We start from the raw sequence: 16,568 nt of genomic DNA on the forward strand, positions 1-16,568 counted from the left end.
TCCGTACGCCGACGCACACACGTGCGTTGCAACAACACATCGCGGAAACACGCGAGTGCCGGGCGTGTCGGGCGCACGCGCCGAAAACCGAATGGGCGGGAAGGGCGCAGGCCCGGTCGCGTCATGCGACGCAGCAGAGCGCGTGCGATCACGTGGGCTTGGCCATCACGCACTGGCAGCGGGAATCGGTCGCGACAGCGCGCCGCTGGCCGGGTCGATGGCGGCTTCAGTGTATTTCGTTAGTTATGCAGAAAGATGTGGCACTGTCGTCAATTCATGACGACGATTGACCACCCCGTGCGGCGGGCGGCCACGACGCACGCACAGGCCGCGTTGGCAGTGATCGCACGGACCTGCCAGCGCGCCGCTTCCTGCGCATCGCCGCCGACGAAGCGCGGTGTCGTATCGCCGCGAATGCAAAGATCGAACTCGAAATGCGTCGGTGGAAGCATGAAGCCGGTGCCGAGCGCTTTCAGACAGGCTTCCTTGCGCGCCCAGCTTTCGAGAAAGACCTGTTGTTGCTCGGCGTCCGGCAATGCGGCGAATTGCGCGCGCTCCAGATTGGAGAAGACTTCGAGTGGCACGCCTTCGCCGATTGGGCGCGCCAGTTCGATATCGATACCGACGTCGAAGCCGTTCGACACGGCGAGCGCCGCTGCCGCCTCGCTATGGCTCAGATTGAAACAGAGCTGCCATCCCTGCGGTTGCGTGGTGCAAAAAGGTTTGCCATCCGAACCGTAACCGATGCCGACATCACGTGGTGAAAGGCCGAGATAGCGACCGAGGAGCAGCCTCAGTTCACCGCGTCCTGCCATGAAGCGATTGCGATGCCGTTCGAAGCGGAATCTGCTGGCGCGCTCGTGCTCTTGCGTCGACAGGATGTCCCGGTACCGGTCGGCATCGCCGCCTGGCGCGTCGAGATTCCATTGCCAGACGTGCACTTCGTGCGCGGAGGGGCGAGTTTGAAGAGAAGAGGACATGAGGTTCAAGAGGCGCCGGGGCTGCCTGATTCTAACCGTATCGGGTTGCGCCACGACGTATGGTGCACGACGTCGCGCGGTCGCTCAGCGGTGAAACGAACACTGTTCTGCGCGTCGGTGTAATCACCGGCCGCCGCCCGCAATTGACACCAAATTGTTGTGCAACCCACTGAAGCGGGGAATGGCGCGAACTACGATCCGTCACTGCGTATTGCGCTCTCCGTTCTTGCTGTGCTGTGGCCGATAGTAATCTTGCTTACGATTATTATGTTATGCGAATAAAAGTAATTCCGATCTTAAAGCGGCCAGTTGGATAGAAACAGAAAATTGCTTGCTTTTATCTGAAGCTTTTCGGATTTGAGGTATGGGATGGAGCCTGGTTGCGACAGTGTCTATGACGTCAGTGTGATAATCCCACACTACAACAGCCTCGATCTGCTTTGGCAGGCGATTGACTCGATCTCCTGCCAGACGGTGGCGCCGCGGGAAATCGTTGTCGTCGATGACGCATCGGGTTTGCAGTTCGAACTGCCGTCGCATTGCGGAAACGAGATTGCATTGCGTCTCATCCGTGAAACAGTGAATCGTGGCGCGGCGTGGTGTCGAAACCGGGGCATCGAGGCAGCCACGGGCGACGTGATCGCTTTTCTGGATGCGGATGACCGGTGGTTGCCCGACAAGCTCGAACGCTGCCTCGCGGCGCTCGGCCCGAAGCCGCCCGGGCATGAAGCCAAGGTGCTGTTCAGCAACGTGATGCTGACGGATGGAGCGCACCGCATTCCCGGTAACCGGTCGCCCTACGAGGGACAACCGATGCTCGATTTCATCCTGCTGAGGAATGGCTATATCCAGACTTCGTCGATCATGATGTGGCGTCACCATTATCCATTGATCAGCTTTGATGGATCGTTGCGTCGGCATCAGGATTGGGACTTCGCCGTAAGAGCTCAAATGGCCGGCTGCAGCTTTATCTATTTACACGACCCTCTGGTGGAATATTCGTCGAACTGGAATGCCGGCAGAATGTCGCATGCGCCGAATTCCGAGCCGAGCCTTGTGTTCCTCGAAAAATATAACAAGCTCATGTCGAAGGGGCATATATCCGCCTTCATCTTCAATGTTCTGCTTTACAAGCGATTGAATATCGACGTGAGATTGAACATCGTTGGACGAATCATATTGAGGGAAATCGACATTCCGACCAAGGGGCGCATGTTGCTGTTTGTGCGGCTGGTGATAGGCAGGCGCGGCGTCAATCTGATGAAGAAGGTGAGTCGGACACTTCAGACGCCGCGGCCGTGATTCGCAACCACGGGCTGCGAACGCGGTTTGCCGTCCAGTGAATCCGCTGCATGAGGCGAGTTTCGCTGCGCGCTCGTTGTGTTCGCAACTTCGTCACTGGACCGGGATGGGGCAGTGCGCCGGGCATCGCATCCCCATTGGCACCGCTTCAGATGAGGCGCGGGTGAATGTCGCCGCTGACGGGGCGCGCGGGCACGAACGGCCGCACCGCGCGCACGGGTCGCTGCGATCCTGGCTGCATCTTCAGTTCGCCGTCTCGGCCTCGCGCAGACGCGGCAGCAGGCGGTCGAACTCGCGTTTGACGAGACCGTAGCATTCGCATGCGCGCGCTTCGAGTCCCTTGCGATCGAGTACACGGATGTGGCCGCGGCTGTGATGGATCAGGCCGTCGTTGTGCAGCTTGCCCGCTGCTTCCGTGATGCCTTCGCGGCGCACGCCGAGCATGTCGGCGATCAGCTGCTGCGTGACGGAGAGATCGTCCGATGCGACGCGGTCGACTTCGATCAGCAGCCAGCGGCATAGTTGCTTGTTCAACGAATGATGCCGGTTGCAGGCAGCCGTTTGTGCGACCTGCGTGAGCAGCGCGTGCATGTAGAGCAGCATCAGGCGGCGCAGGAAATCGGAGCGCGCGAATTGCTGGCGCAGCGCCTGCGCCGACATCCGGTAAGCGAAGCCCGAACATTGCACCTGCACGCGGTTCGGCATGGTTTCGCCGCCCGTCAGCACCGGTACGCCCGTCATGCCTTCGCGACCCACGGCGGCGATCTCGACGGAGCCGCCGTCTTCCATCGTCGACAGCATCGAAATGATGGCCGTCGTCGGGAAATAGACGTGGTGGATGCGCTGTCCCGAGTCGCACAGCAACTGTTCGGTGCGCAGATGGACGAGTTCGAGATGGGGGGCAATGGCTTGCCACTCATGAGAAGGCAATGCGCCGAGCAAATGGTTGCCGTGCAGATCGGATTGAAGCGTAAGCATGATCGGTCCTCGCATGAAGCTGTGCACTGCACGGCCTCTTATTTTTTAACCCGGCGCTGCGCTTCCCGATACCTGCCGCCTGGCTCACGGCGGATAGCGTACAGACCGGCCCCGTCACACCAGTCGTGAACGTGCTTCTCGACGTTCTCTCACGCTGGCTATCACTGCGCCGACTATTTAGCGAGGACTGTGCCAATCGGCTGGAAAACGAGTACTGGTGCGGCGCAGCGTCGTAGCCGAGTTGCCCGGATGCGGCAAAACGTCTGATTTTGTTTCAAATCTGCACAATGGAATTTTTCGTCGTATTCGAGAAACGATATGAAGTTCCACGAGATAAGTGGTTGATTTGAAGATGATCGTCTATAACGAGCCGATTGCGTCCAAATGCGGCTCAGGCGTCAAACCCCACGTAATGCCCGTTTTCGGGGCGAACGCGTTTTGATTCATATGTGTTCCATCGCCTTTGTGCGGTGTCGCACGGAGAAGGGATTTTGTTGCGGCCGCGTCGCGGCGCGCGCGATTGTGTCGGACAGATGCCGACGCCCCGCAGCACAAGTGTTGGCGCGCGGCATCCATCAGGTCTGCCGAATGGCGGTCGCGCGGGCGGCGCGGGACGAAAACGTTTGGCGGAAGTGGACGGCCGGCGTCGTATTGATGGCGCGCACTTCGCCGTCGCGTGTCCGGTTTGTATCAACGGCGCTCAATGGCATCAGCGGCATCATCGCGGGCTGGCGGACGCGAGATGGAACCCGTCGCGCTGGGAGCGCATGCGCGTCGGCGATACGGACCAAGCGCGCAAGGCAGAGCGCTTTGAGCGCCCGCTGCCAGCCGTTGGACGTGGCTCGGGGCGTCGCGATGAGGGGGCGAGAGCGTGACGTCGTGGCGGCGGGCGCGGGCGCGGGCGGTGGGGACGCATCGGACCGTACGGCGCCGCGCGCTACGTTGCCTAAAGGCGAGATCGTGACGTCGTGCGCGGCGGGCGGAAGCGATCCGTGACGTCTCAGAACTGGCCGGGCGGATCGGTGCCGAAGAGGCGTTGCACGTTGCGTGCGGACATCCTCGGCGAGCAGCTCGTCCGGGTCACATTGGCGGCGCCTCCGCGCGGGCGGCGGATCTCCAGCTGCAGGGCAAGCGTCTGGTGTGTCTCATTGATGAGATGCACGTCGAGGCCGTTCAGCGCTTCGCGTCGACGCGATCAACGACGGCCAGGCGCAGGCCCGAAGTCGCTGTCGGCCTCAGGCGTCCCGAAAGCCCGCCATGTCACCGACGTGGGGCGGCGACGCTTCCACGTTCGCCAGACGCTATCGAAGAGCGGAACAGCAATGCACTTGAAGCGTTTGCGCGTACGCATACGCCGCGCAGTGTGGGCACGCGTACGGAGCGGGCGTATCTGATCTGATTGAATGGGCTATCGAACGGTCGTGTCGGCCGGCACGCGCGCGCTGGTCCTGGCAGTTGGGCGCAACTGCAGGAGGGAGTGAAAGCGAACGAACAAATGGTTGGCTGTGCGGCGAGCATGCGGACTGCTAATTGATTCGATTGGTAACAAACGTAACGAATGTAACCACCGCGATGAACGAGCCTATGCGTGCAGTACTTTCGATGCAATTTTTCCCGATTGTGCAGACGTGTTGCGTCGTCTTTCCGACTTCGCTTCACGTCGCGTTACATGAAAGAAACAATTCATCGGAGGGAATACCCTGTCGAGTGGTTTCCCGCATGGCGCATCCTGGTAAAGCGACGCAACGTACTGTTCACAATTAAAACCTGACACTGAGGGCACGTGATCAACATTCATCGCAGGCGGGAATCGCCGCATCGGGGAGAAGTGTGATGGAACAAACCAATAAAGAACGATCCTTGGTCAGCAAGGTCATGGATGGTCTCGTGACCGGGATCGTCGAAGAGAAATACGGCGCGGTGCTGCCGCCGCAGGACGTATTGTCGAAGGAGTTCGACGTCAGCCGCACAGTGATGCGCGAGGCGCTGTCGATGCTGCTCGCGCGGCACATGCTCGACGTGCGTCCGAAGATCGGCACGCGCATCCGGCCGATGCACGACTGGCGCATGATCGACGAGGACGTCGTGAACTGGCGCTTTCGCGCGAAGCCCGATCCGACGTTCCTGCGCGATGTGATCGAATTTCGCGTGCTGATCGAACCGCGCGCCGCCGCGCAGGCCGCGACGCGCGGCAACGCTGCCGACATCGCCGCGATCCGCGATGCGTTCGACGCTTTCCGCAATAGTCCGCCCGGCGAGGCCGGTCATCAGACTGCGGATGAAGTCCTGCATACGCGCATCGTGGTTGCGAGCGGCAACCAGTTCTTCCAGCAGATGGCGGCCATCATTCGCGGCGCGTTGTCGGCGCTCAAGCCGCTCGTCGATCTGCCGAAGGAAGCGTGGGACGAGACCGTGCGCCTGCATTCGCGCGTCGTCGAGGCGATCGAGCGGCACGACGCGAGAGAAGCGGAAGCGGCTGCCATCGCACTGATCGATTTCTCCATGAGCCGGCTGAGCGTCGATATGCCCGACGCGCCGGCGGAAGGCTAGCGCGCTGCAGCAGCAGCTTGAAACAGTCTGCAAACAGAGTCTGCAAACTGAACCACGACGGGCCGCGGGACGGCTGTCCGGCAAGGTGATACGCGACATCGGCGACAATGTCGGCTGTCACTCACTGGATAGACGGAGTTCTGGCGACCAATGAATCACGCAGCAACCCACGACGACCATTCCGGGCAGCACGCGACACTACGCTGGGGCATCGTCGGCACTGGCCGCATCGCCCACCGTTTCGCGCAGAGCCTCGCTCATGTTCCCCACACGCGGCTGACGGCAGTCTGGTCGCGCCGCCTCGAAAGCGCTGAAACGTTTGCGCAGCAGCACCTCACACAAGCCCTCGACAGCTTCGACGCACTGCTTCGAAGCGGCATCGACGCGCTCTATATCGCGACGATGCAGGACAGCCACGCGCATTACGCGTGCGCAGCGCTCGAGGCGGGCGTTCACGTGCTGTGCGAAAAGCCCGCGACGGTCAACGCCGCGCAGCTCGATCGCGTGATCGGCACGGCGCGCGCGTCGCAGCGCCTGTTCATGGAGGCGATGAAGCCGCCGTTCTATCCGCTCTACGAGAAGCTGCGCGCGCATTTTGCCCGTGATCCCATCGGCGAGATCGGACTCGTGCGCGCGGGCTGCTCGGTGCCGGGCGTGCCTGACGATCACCCGTCGCTGTCGTTCGCGATGGCGGGCGGCGCGTTGCTCGACATCGGCATCTACGAGATGTTTCTCGCCGTCGACTGGCTCGGCGCGCCCCTCGACGTGCAGACCATCGGACGGCTCGGCCCGACGGGTGTCGATACGTTCGCTAGCCTCAATAGCCGGCACGAAAAGGGTATCTCGCAGCTGTTCTGCGGGCTCGACCTGGCCGGCAAGGGCGATGCGTTCATCGCGGGCACGCAAGGCCACGTGACGATCCACGAGAACTGGTGGAACCCGGCGCGCGCGACGGTGCGTTATGTCGACGGCCGCGTGGTCGAGCTCGACGCGCCGTTCGAAGGCGGCGGCCTGAATTACGAGACTGCGCACTTCTGCGAACTGATTCGCTCAGGGCAGATCGAAAGCCCGATCATGACGCACGCGAAGTCGCGCCAGATGATCGCCATGGCCGATGCGGCGCGCGCGACGCTCGGCCTGCGCTTTCCTTGCGAGTGACGCGGCGCGGCGGGCGCGCGCGGTGGTAGCATCGGCATCGCCGGCTGCGTGCGACGCGTGGATGAAAACGCAACTGGCCGCTTTCGTTTTCCTTCCTGATCCACGCCGTTTTCGAGGAGCGCAACGATGCGCATGCTGGGCAGGTTGTGGCGCGAGTACAAGGGTCTCGCCGCATTCATCGTGCTGATGGTGCTGTTTCGCAGTGCGATTGCCGACTGGAACGTCGTGCCGAGCGGCTCGATGCTGCCGACGATACGCGAGGGCGATCGCATCTTCGTCAACAAGATGGCCTACGATCTGCGCATTCCGCTCACGCATATCGCACTCGTGCATCTGCACGAGCCGCAGCGCGGCGACATCGTGACGATCGATTCGGCGGCGGCGGGTGAACTGATCGTCAAGCGCCTGATCGGCCTGCCGGGCGATATCGTCGCGATGCGCGACACGTCTGTACGTGAACGGCGTGCGCGCGAGCTATCAGCCGCTGGCGGTGGCGCCGCTGCCGGGCGATGCCGCTTCGCCCGGCGACTACCTGAGCGAGCGTTTCGCGGGCGTGGCGCCGGCGTTGCCCCATGCGGTGCGCCTGTCGGAGCTCGCGCCGAGTCCGCGCAGTTCGTTCGCCCCCGTGCGGGTGCCTGCGGGCGAGTATCTGATGCTCGGCGACAATCGCGACGACAGCGCGGATTCACGGTATTTCGGTTTCTTCCCGCGCAGCGAACTGATGGGCCGCACGCGCCGGATCGCGTTTTCGCTCGACCCGGATCACTACTACGAGCCGCGTTTCGAACGCTTCGGCGCGCGGCTCGATGCGCTGGCGGCGCGCTAAACGCTGCACTGGCGCGTGTAGAGACGCGCGTCGCGCGTGCGGACAGGAAAGCCGGCCGCGCGGCCGGCGGGTCTCAGCGGTGTTGGGCGAGCGCCTGGGCGCATTCGGCCACGAGCGCTGGGCCGCGGTAGATGAAGCCCGTATAAAGCTGCACCAGCGACGCGCCCGCATCGAGTTTCGCCCGCGCGTCCGCGCCTGAAAAAATCCCGCCCACGCCGATGATCGGCACGTCGGTGCCGACTTCCGCGCGCAGCTTGCGGATCACCTCGTTCGATGCATCGAACACGGGGCGCCCGGACAGTCCGCCCGTTTCGTCGGCATGCGGCAAGCCTTGCACGGCGGCGCGCGAGAGCGTCGTGTTGGTCGCGATCACGCCTTCGAACTTGTGGCGCAGCAGCGTGTCCGCGATCGACTTCACCTGCTCGTCGTCGAGGTCAGGCGCGATCTTCAGTGCGAGCGGCACCAGCTTGCCGTGCAGGTCGGCGAGACGCTGCTGCTTGTCTTTCAGCGCGGCGAGCAGCGCGTCGAGTTCGTCCGCGCCCTGCAGCTGGCGCAGATTCTTCGTATTCGGCGACGAAATGTTCACTGTCACGTAGCTCGCGAACGGATAGACGCGCTCCAGGCAGTAGAGATAATCGTCGGCGGCGCGCTCGATCGGCGTGTCGGCGTTCTTGCCGATGTTCAGCCCCAGCACGCCGCGATAGCGCGCGGCCTGCACGTTCTTCACGAACTGGTCGACGCCCGCGTTGTTGAAGCCCATCCGGTTGATGACGGCGTTCGCCGCCGGCAGGCGGAACATGCGCGGACGCGGATTGCCCGGCTGCGCGCGCGGCGTCACGGTGCCGACTTCGATGAAGCCGAAGCCGAGCGCGGCCAGACCGTCGATGGCTGCGCCATCCTTGTCCAGACCCGCCGCCAGACCGACGGGATTCTTGAACGTCAGGCCCATCACCGTGCGCGGCGCGTTGGGCACGTGCGGCGCAAGCGCGCCCGCGATGCCGGTGCGCCCGGCGGCACCGAGCAGGCGCAGGGTCAGATGGTGGGCGTCTTCCGCGTCCATGCGGAAAAGTTGGGCGCGTACGAGCGGATAAAGGGAACTGAACACGGCGGGGCGCCTGGCGGCTGAAAAATGATAACCCGCTATTTTAACGGTTCGGCGCGGCGGCTATCGACGTTTCGGTTTCGATGCTCCGTCGCGCGGCGAGGCGGGCGTCGCGAGCGGGAAGCCGGGCGGACAAACGGGCAGACAACCCGGCAGACAATCCGGCAGACAACGGACGGGCTCGCTCAACCGCGTTCGATACGCGTCGCGCGCGGGCCGTTTTTCGCCGCGTCGATGAGAGGCAGATCCTGCGCGTTGGGATCGAGTACTTTCCACACGCCATCGAAGAGCCCTTCGAGCGGCGTGAAGTTGGCCTTGTACGCCATCTTTGGACTTTCGCGGATCCAGTAGCCGAGGTAGACGTGCGGCAGCTTGAGGCTGCGCGCCTGCTCGATCTGCCAGAGGATGTTGTAGGTGCCGAAGCTGCTGTGCGGCTGGTCGGGATCGAAGAACGTGTACACCGACGACAGCCCGTCGCCGAGAATGTCGATCATGCTGACCATGCGAAGGACGCCGGGCATATCCGGATGACCCGCATAACCGGGGTTGGCCGGCTCGCGAAACTCGACGAGCCGCGAGTTGATCCGGCTTTGCAGCAGGAACTGCTCGTACTGGTCGCGACTGTCGCGGTCCATGCCGCCGCCCGCATGACGCGCCGACTGATAGCGCATGTAAAGCGCGTAATGCTCTTCGTCGTAGTGCAGCGGCGCGACGGTGGCGATCAGGCCGCCGTGCTTTTTCCACACGCGTCGCTGCGTGCGGTTCGGCGTAAAGCGCTCGACGGGCACGCGCACGGGCACGCACGCGCGGCAGCCGTCGCAGTAGGGCCGGTACGTGAACACACCCGAGCGGCGAAAGCCGGCGCGCACGAGTTCGGTGTAGACGTCGGAGTTGATCAGATGGCTGGGCGTCGCGACCTGCGAGCGCGCGACGCGCCCGTCCAGGTAACTGCAGGGGTAAGGCGCTGTTGCATAGAATTGCAGCGCCGAAAGCGGTGAAAGCGGCAGCTCATTCGGGTGAGTCACGTTAGCAGCTCTCGAAGCGTTTCTGGTTTTGCCGGATTTGCCAACCGGGCGACTGCTGGCAGGTGGATTCGGCTTGCAGCGCGCCCGACGGACACGTCGATGACGAAAATCGTGCATGCGGCGCCGCCTGCTGTCGACGGCGCTTGCGCATCACGCTGCCGTTGCAAAAAGATCGCGCAGGACGGTTTTGTCGAACGGCCAGGGGACGGGCGCGGCATCGACAGTGGCGCGCACATGCGCGACGAACGTCTTGCGCGCAATCTCGCGGCCGCCCAGCGACGCCAGATGCGACGTGTTCTGCTGGCAGTCTATCATTTCTATTTCGTGACGTCGCAAGTGAAAGACGAGCGCGGAAAGCGCGATTTTCGATGCATCCGTGACTTCGGCATACATCGATTCGCCGAAAAACATCTTGCCGAACGACACGCCATACAGTCCGCCCACGCGCTTTCCGTCGTGCCATGTTTCAATGCTGTGCGCGTCGCCGCGCCGGTGCAGCGACGTGTACGCGTCGATCACATCCGACGTGATCCACGTGCCGCGCTGGCCGTGACGGGGCGCGAGCGCGCAGGCGCGCATTACGGCGGGGAAGTCGGCGTCGACGCGGATTTCCCATGCGTCGTCGCGCAGCACGCGCTTGAGCGTTTTTTTTCAGCGACGGCGACACCTTGAACTCGCGCGGGCGCAAGATCATGCGCGGGTCGGGGGTCCACCACAGTACGGGCTGGCCGTCCGAATACCACGGAAAAATGCCGCGCCGGTACGCGTCGATCAGACGCGACGGCAACAGGTCCGCGCTCGCCGCGAGCAGTCCGGGCGCGCCGCTCGATGCGGACAGCGCGCGCTCGACAGGCGGAAAGGGATCGTCGGGGCCTAGCCAGGGAACCATGCGGCGGCGGTCGTGCTCAGCCGTCGCGCAGCGAGCGGAAGATGTCGCCCGTGTGCAGGCCGTAGTTGCCCGACGCGCGGTCGGTGAAGAAGAAGCGCAGCGTCTGCGCGACCGTCGGGAACGCGATCTCGTCCCAAGGAATGTCGTGCTCTTCGAAGAGGCGCACTTCGAGGCTTTCCTCGCCCGCTTCGACATCGAGATCGAGCAGCCGCGCCAGATAGAACAGATGCACCTGATGCACGTGCGGCACGTTCAACAGTGTGTACAGGTTCTGCACTTCGACGCGCGCGCCGGCTTCTTCCAGCGTTTCGCGCGCGGCGGCCTCCGAGGTCGTCTCACCCATTTCCATGAAGCCCGCGGGAAGCGTCCAGTAACCGTAGCGGGGTTCGATTGCGCGACGGCACAGCAGCACCTTGTCGTCCCACACGGGAAGGGTGCCGACCACATTGCGCGGATTCTGATAGTGCACGGTGCCGCAGCTCGCGCAGACGAAGCGCTCCCGGTTGTCGCCGGGCGGAATGCTCAGGCTCACCGCGTGGCCGCAGACGGAACAGAATTTCATAGGGAGGGGATGGGAAACGGTGATGGGAGTGTATCACCGGGCGATGGATTCACGACGACGCCCGGACGCGCGCATTCAATGCCGTGAAACGCGGGCGAGCCGCGCATTCCATCCAAGCCAGAACAGAAGTATGCAAGCGCGAAAAACCAGGCGCGAAAAACAAAAAACCCGCCAAGGGCGGGTTTGATGATGCGACGGAGATCTGAAACATGATGACCAGATTGAACTGGTTGCGGGGGTAGGATTTGAACCTACGACCTTCGGGTTATGAGCCCGACGAGCTGCCAGACTGCTCCACCCCGCGTCCGTCGAAGAAAAGATTATATGACAAACGCAGGGCAGCTGCAATGGGTTTTTAAGAATCGGCATGAAAGTATCGAAAGCGACGGCGATCTGGCTTGCCGCGACAGGCGCCTCGAACGCCCGCCGACGTTGTGAGAGCATGGTCGTGACGCACGCGGTGCGTGCGCTAGAATCGCCGTTCTTCCGGGCTGCGCGGTCGTCTGCGCGTGGCGCGCCTCCATCAACATTTTCCCGACCCGTCATGGACATCGCTCACGATTTGCAGTCGATTGCTGCGCAAGAACACGCGCTCGTCTTTCCTCATTTCGACGCCGACACGGCGTGGCAGCTCGGCGCCTATTTGCACGAGATCGCGAAGGCGCGCGGCATGGCGCTGGCCATCGACATCCGTACGTTCGGTCAACCGCTGTTCTTCTCGATGCTCGACGGCGCGACGCCCGACAACGTCAACTGGGCGCGCCGCAAGAGCAATACCGTCGCGCATTTCCGCCGCAGTTCGTATGCCATCGGCCTGACGCTGCAGCAGTCGAATGCGACGCTCGCCGACAAGCACAGCCTCGCCGTATCCGAATACGCATCGCACGGCGGCGCCTTTCCGCTGACGGTGAAGGGCGCGGGCGTGATCGGCTCGGTGACGGTGTCGGGACTGCCGCAACGCGCCGATCACGAGCTCGTCGTCGAGGCGCTGTGCGCGCATCTCGGCCACGACTACAGCAAGCTCGCGCTTGCGAAGGCGTGACGCATGCGCGTGCCTCCTTATGCGTTGCTCGCGGTCGCCATCGTCGCCGAAGTGATAGCGACTTCGGCGCTGCGTGCGTCGGAAGGCTTCACGCGCCTCGTGCCCGCGCTCGTCGTGCTGCTCGGCTACGGCATTTCGTTTTACTGCCTCTCGCTCACGCTGAAGAGCCTGCCCGTCGGCATCGTGTATGCGATCTGGTCGGGCGTCGGCATCGTGCTGATCACGCTCGTCGCGATCGTGATGTACGGGCAGGTGCCCGATCTCGCCGCCGTCGCGGGGCTTGGGCTGATCGTCGCGGGCGTCGTCGTCCTCAATCTGTTCTCGACGATGCAGGCGCATTGATTCTGGCCGCCGCGGCGATCGGGAAGCCGACACGCCCGCCCCAGGCGGCCGCGCGCTCACTTGCAGCGAATCACCATCGAGCGGTTCTTCACGTTCGCCGATACCACGTTCGAAATGCTGCCGCCCGCGGTGCCGCCTTCGTCGTTGTCCTTCGACACGATGTCATAGCCCGTCGCGCCGCAGGCCTTGCCCGCCTGGACGTAGCATGACGCCCAGCTGGAACTCGCGTCCGCGCCGCTGCAGCTGACGGCGAAACCCGTCTCGCCGTTGGGCAGGTTGATCAGCTTGGTCGTGTTCGACGATGCGCATGCGCCGAGGCTCGCGAGCGCGAGCACGGCGAGCGACAGCGCCGCGGCACGGATCGCGTGGGAAACGAGAGGGTGGCGCGCGCGCCGTTCGATCGACTTCATTGTGTTTCCTTCAAGAACCAGTCAGTAGTAGAGAGCGGCGAAGCGCAGCCGACGCGCGGGTTGCCTGTGCCGCGGTCCGTGCCGTCCGCGAGTGCGCAGCGTCGCACTTGCGTCGATGGGCTGCGCGCTGCCGGGCGCCTCAGGCTTCCGGCCGGATGGCGGCGTGTCCCGTATCCGACGGATCGATGCGGATGCCCGCCTGTTCGACGAGGCGCCGGCTTGCGGCCCCTTCCTGCGTCGCGGCGTCTTCCCAGATGCTGATTGCTTTCGGAATGTCGACGCCGTGACTTTCCGCGTACGCGAACCATGCATTGGCCGCGTCCGGTTCGGCGATCTCGCGCTCTCGAAGAAAATATTTTCCCATATCGTCGGTTCGCGTCCGGAAATTGCAGGCGGTGCGCCGCCAGTGCGCTTGCAGCCGGGCGCGCCGCGCGCCCCGTTCCCCGGCTAGCGCGGCGCCGCGCGCGCGGCTGGCCCGGCAGGCAGAACTTATCGCGCGACGCGCAGACTTACCGTGTATTGCACGGGGCGTGCCGCGTGCTTTCGATTCAACGAAGCGCTATCACAGCGAGCGAGAGGCGAGTATGGCAGAGCGGGTCAGCGGGCCCTACCGGGGCTTTTACATCAGTGCGTCGGCGCGGCTCGTGCCGCCGCACGAGCAGGCGCGCCGCGCGGGCGAGCGCGAAGGACTGTATGTCGGGTCGGTCAGTCTGTCGGAGCGGGGGCCGGACGATCCCCACCGGATGGAGACGCTGATCGAAGTGGGCGACGAGCATCGCTTCGCAACGGAAGACGAGGCGCTCGTCTACGTGGAGCGGGCAGGGCGCGCGTACGTCGACCGGCTGCTGGATGGCGAATAGCGATGCTGTCCGGCGCGGCTCGCGGCAGGCTCGCATCGAAGGTGAAGAATGAGGGGAGAACGGGCGCAGACGACGCGCGGCCGCCACGCCGACGCGGACACGACCGGTGCTGGACCGGCGTATGCCGCGACGAGTACCATAGGCGCGCTGATCGGGCCAGCCGTGCGTCCGTCGCGCAGCATGCATGGACGCGGCGGCTCGCCTTCAACGCCGGATTGTCCTGATGAGGTCACTATGGAGATTCGTTTTCCCGCGGACGCGCCCGCTTACCGCGATTTCAATCTGACGCTGGTGTTTCCGGCGCTGGTCGACGGCGAAAGGGTGCCCTGCGCGATTTCCGTCGAAGCGCTCGAAGATCACTTCGGCGCCGACGCGAACGATACGGATGGCTGGCGCCGCGCATTCGACGCAGGCCGCGAGCGCATCGAAGCCGTCGCGCGCGAGCATCTGCTGATCAGCAACGGCACGCCTGTGCTGCTCAAGAGCGGCCACTTTCCGCCTGGCAATCTGGCAAGCACGTAGCGCGCAGATCGCGCGCACCTTGCGAGATCCGCGACGCGATGCGCATTCCACATGGCATCGCTCGATGCGGCTGTTGCCCGAGCCTCGCGACGCTTTCCTGCCAGCGCGGCTAACCCGCGCTATGCCGCCTGTGCGCCCGGATGCCGCGCGGCGGCGCGTTGCGCGGCTGCGAGCGATTGCGCAATGCCCGCTTCATACGACGTCTTCGTGACAGGGCCGATCAGGCCCGTCAGCGCCGAGTCGTCGAGTACGACGGGGTCCGTCAGCAGGTAATGCATTTCCACCAGTTCGCGCATCATCGGGTTGAAGAGGCCCGCGATGCGCAATGTCGTCTTGCCTGCCACCATCAGCTTCGGCTCGCGCCGCGCCAGCGCGTACGCGCGTTCGGCGATGGCGCGCTGCGTGATCGTGCCCGCGCCCGCCAGATGCAGCACGCGCCCGAACGCTTCCGGCGTGCGCGACAAGCGTTCGACGACCGGTCCGACATCGGGCATGAACACGAATTCGTGCGGCACGTCGATGGGGCCGACCATCTGCGCGCGGGTGCCTTTCGCCGCGCCGTCGAACACGCCGTGCAGGAAGCTGCGCTCGACGCCCGGACCATAGAAGTCGGGCAGACGCAGCACCAGCGTTTCGAGGCCGTCGCGCCCGTGCGCGTCGATGACGAGATTTTCCTGCGCGAGCCGCATCTTGCCCTTGAATGTATGCGGCTCGCGCGGGTGAGATTCGGTGACGGGCTGGCTGCGCGCGCGACCGTACGGGTAGACGGTGCCGATCAGGATGAGCCGCCGCACACCCGCCGCACGCAGCCCGGCGAGCGTCTTTTGCATCAGCACGGGATGCTGGTCGAAACGGTGATACGGCACGCCGACGAGATACACGGCCGTCTGCAGTCCCTCCGCCGCTGCCGCGATCGAGGCGGGGGCATCGGGATTCCAGGTGACGATGTCCGCAAGCCCGTCGTGACCGAACGACGCCTTCAGCGCGGCCTCGCCGCGGCCGATCACGCGATAGGAGCGGCCCGCCGCGCTGAGCGCGCGAGCAATGCTTTGCCCGGCGGCACCTGCTGCGCCGAACAGGCCGATCTGTGCTGCGTTTTCCGTGCGTTTTTCCATCATTGTCTCCCGCAAGCGCGGCCTCCGACCTGTCTGCCGCGTTGGACGCCGGCAGCGATGATTGCTGAAAATTTACTGAACGATGTTCATTGAACGGTGTTCAGTTTAATTTGACTTTTCAGTTTGTCAACGGGAAAATTGCTCGCATGGGAATCGCTGAAAGAAAGACTCGCCAAAAAGTGGAACTGCGGGAACGCATCCTCGACGCCGCGCGCGCATCGTCATGCGCGAGGGCTTTGGCGCGCTGTCGATGCGCAAGATCGCCGACGCGATCGAGTATTCGCCCGCCACGCTGTACCTGCACTTCGACAGTCGCGACGCGATCGCGCGCGCCTTATGCGCCGAAGGCTACGCGCAGATCCTCGCCACCTTCGAGCCGCTTGCCGCCATCGCCGATCCCGCCGAGCGGCTGAAGGCGATCGGGCGCGCGTATGTCGGCTTCGGCGTCGCGCACCGCGAAACGTACCGGCTGATCTTCATGGAAGATCCGTCTTACACGGGCGCGGCGCTGGCCGGCGAGTCCGCCGACGACGAATCGGGCGATGCCGCGTTCCGTCTGCTCGTCGATTCGATCGACGCGTTGAAGGCGGCGGGGCGGCTGCCCGGCGCGCCCGACAGCCACGTGTGCGCCGAGGCGTTCTGGGCGACGCTGCATGGCATCGTCGCGCTGCACCTGACTTGCCCTGTGTTCCCGCGCGCGCCGCTCGATGCCGTGGTGGATGCCGCGCTCGTCGCGTGGTTCGGAGCGGCGCAGGAGGCATGGACGGGAGCCGTCGCGGCCGATGCCGCGCCTGCAATCGCACACGCAGCCGTAACTCCAACCGCAACCGCAACCGCAACCGCGAGCACGGCAGCGCCGAAACGGCGCCGCGCGCCATCCGCCAGAACGAAGACGGCATAAGGCG

At 64.1% G+C, this 16,568-nt stretch carries 15 protein-coding genes, 1 tRNA gene and 3 pseudogenes; 9 read left to right on the plus strand and 10 right to left on the minus strand.

Annotated features, from left to right (window positions below; genetic code table 11):
- Positions 1-269: 269 nt before the first annotated feature.
- Positions 270-980, minus strand: a complete 711-nt coding sequence (locus H3V53_RS15625; protein WP_336598708.1) for a 4'-phosphopantetheinyl transferase family protein — start codon at positions 978-980, stop codon at positions 270-272.
- A 369-nt stretch (positions 981-1,349) separates the two neighbouring features.
- Between H3V53_RS15625 and H3V53_RS15630 the strand changes: the two genes are divergently transcribed.
- A complete protein-coding gene (locus H3V53_RS15630; RefSeq protein WP_336598709.1) occupies positions 1,350-2,282 on the plus strand; it encodes a glycosyltransferase family 2 protein in 933 nt (310 codons plus the stop codon).
- Positions 2,283-2,525: 243 nt separating this feature from the next.
- Here the strand turns inward: H3V53_RS15630 and H3V53_RS15635 are convergent, their stop codons facing one another.
- The gene (locus H3V53_RS15635; RefSeq protein WP_336598710.1) at positions 2,526-3,260 is read right to left on the minus strand and encodes a Crp/Fnr family transcriptional regulator; all 735 of its coding nucleotides are present in this window, start codon (positions 3,258-3,260) and stop codon (positions 2,526-2,528) included.
- A 1,833-nt stretch (positions 3,261-5,093) separates the two neighbouring features.
- Here H3V53_RS15635 and H3V53_RS15640 point away from each other — a divergent pair.
- The 3 genes and pseudogenes from H3V53_RS15640 (at position 5,094) to lepB (ending at position 7,794) form a co-directional block, all read left to right on the plus strand.
- Positions 5,094-5,810: an FCD domain-containing protein gene (locus tag H3V53_RS15640; RefSeq protein WP_054926808.1), complete on the plus strand. Its 717-nt coding sequence runs from the start codon at positions 5,094-5,096 to the stop codon at positions 5,808-5,810.
- Between the two features lie 150 nt (positions 5,811-5,960).
- Positions 5,961-6,968 (plus strand): Gfo/Idh/MocA family protein, encoded by a 1,008-nt coding sequence (locus tag H3V53_RS15645; RefSeq protein WP_336598711.1) that lies wholly within the window; start codon positions 5,961-5,963, stop codon positions 6,966-6,968.
- Between the two features lie 126 nt (positions 6,969-7,094).
- Positions 7,095-7,794, plus strand: a pseudogene (gene lepB, locus H3V53_RS15650) (signal peptidase I).
- A 73-nt stretch (positions 7,795-7,867) separates the two neighbouring features.
- Here the strand turns inward: lepB and H3V53_RS15655 are convergent.
- The 5 genes and pseudogenes from H3V53_RS15655 to H3V53_RS15675 all read right to left on the minus strand — a co-directional run bounded on the left by H3V53_RS15655 (position 7,868) and on the right by H3V53_RS15675 (position 11,676).
- On the minus strand, positions 7,868-8,899 hold the full coding sequence (locus H3V53_RS15655) for a quinone-dependent dihydroorotate dehydrogenase (protein WP_336598712.1): 1,032 nt from the start codon (positions 8,897-8,899) through the stop codon (positions 7,868-7,870).
- Between the two features lie 182 nt (positions 8,900-9,081).
- The gene (locus H3V53_RS15660) at positions 9,082-9,921 is read right to left on the minus strand and encodes an arginyltransferase (protein WP_336598713.1); all 840 of its coding nucleotides are present in this window, start codon (positions 9,919-9,921) and stop codon (positions 9,082-9,084) included.
- Between the two features lie 150 nt (positions 9,922-10,071).
- Positions 10,072-10,810 (minus strand): annotated as a pseudogene (gene aat, locus H3V53_RS15665) (leucyl/phenylalanyl-tRNA--protein transferase).
- Between the two features lie 16 nt (positions 10,811-10,826).
- On the minus strand, positions 10,827-11,372 hold the full coding sequence (locus H3V53_RS15670) for a zinc ribbon domain-containing protein (protein WP_054927147.1): 546 nt from the start codon (positions 11,370-11,372) through the stop codon (positions 10,827-10,829).
- Positions 11,373-11,599: 227 nt separating this feature from the next.
- Positions 11,600-11,676 (minus strand) — tRNA-Met (locus tag H3V53_RS15675).
- Between the two features lie 240 nt (positions 11,677-11,916).
- Between H3V53_RS15675 and H3V53_RS15680 the strand changes: the two genes are divergently transcribed.
- Both H3V53_RS15680 and H3V53_RS15685 read left to right on the plus strand, forming a co-directional pair.
- Positions 11,917-12,414 carry a heme-degrading domain-containing protein gene (locus H3V53_RS15680; protein WP_336598714.1) on the plus strand — a complete coding sequence of 166 codons (498 nt, stop codon included), beginning with the start codon at positions 11,917-11,919 and terminating at the stop codon, positions 12,412-12,414.
- Between the two features lie 9 nt (positions 12,415-12,423).
- Positions 12,424-12,756 carry a DMT family transporter gene (locus tag H3V53_RS15685; RefSeq protein WP_419539503.1) on the plus strand — a complete coding sequence of 111 codons (333 nt, stop codon included), beginning with the start codon at positions 12,424-12,426 and terminating at the stop codon, positions 12,754-12,756.
- A gap of 56 nt (positions 12,757-12,812) precedes the next feature.
- On the opposite strand, the gene H3V53_RS15690 is transcribed toward H3V53_RS15685, so the two are convergent.
- Together H3V53_RS15690 and H3V53_RS15695 are read right to left on the minus strand one after the other, a co-directional pair.
- Complete coding sequence (locus H3V53_RS15690) at positions 12,813-13,166, minus strand: hypothetical protein (protein WP_336598715.1); 354 nt, start codon at positions 13,164-13,166, stop codon at positions 12,813-12,815.
- A 139-nt stretch (positions 13,167-13,305) separates the two neighbouring features.
- Positions 13,306-13,530: a hypothetical protein gene (locus tag H3V53_RS15695; RefSeq protein WP_336598716.1), complete on the minus strand. Its 225-nt coding sequence runs from the start codon at positions 13,528-13,530 to the stop codon at positions 13,306-13,308.
- A gap of 220 nt (positions 13,531-13,750) precedes the next feature.
- On the opposite strand from H3V53_RS15695, the gene H3V53_RS15700 reads away from it, so the two are divergent.
- Together H3V53_RS15700 and H3V53_RS15705 are read left to right on the plus strand one after the other, a co-directional pair.
- A complete protein-coding gene (locus H3V53_RS15700; protein WP_054926812.1) occupies positions 13,751-14,026 on the plus strand; it encodes a hypothetical protein in 276 nt (91 codons plus the stop codon).
- A 234-nt stretch (positions 14,027-14,260) separates the two neighbouring features.
- The gene (locus H3V53_RS15705; RefSeq protein ID WP_054926813.1) at positions 14,261-14,548 is read left to right on the plus strand and encodes a DUF1488 family protein; all 288 of its coding nucleotides are present in this window, start codon (positions 14,261-14,263) and stop codon (positions 14,546-14,548) included.
- A 119-nt stretch (positions 14,549-14,667) separates the two neighbouring features.
- On the opposite strand, the gene H3V53_RS15710 is transcribed toward H3V53_RS15705, so the two are convergent.
- Complete coding sequence (locus H3V53_RS15710) at positions 14,668-15,663, minus strand: NAD-dependent epimerase/dehydratase family protein (RefSeq protein WP_336598717.1); 996 nt, start codon at positions 15,661-15,663, stop codon at positions 14,668-14,670.
- 146 nt (positions 15,664-15,809) lie between these two features.
- Here H3V53_RS15710 and H3V53_RS15715 point away from each other — a divergent pair.
- Positions 15,810-16,564 (plus strand): annotated as a pseudogene (locus H3V53_RS15715) (TetR/AcrR family transcriptional regulator).
- Positions 16,565-16,568: the final 4 nt, after the last annotated feature.

This window comes from Paraburkholderia bengalensis, assembly GCF_037126505.1.
GTDB classification, from domain to species: Bacteria; Pseudomonadota; Gammaproteobacteria; order Burkholderiales; family Burkholderiaceae; genus Paraburkholderia; species Paraburkholderia bengalensis.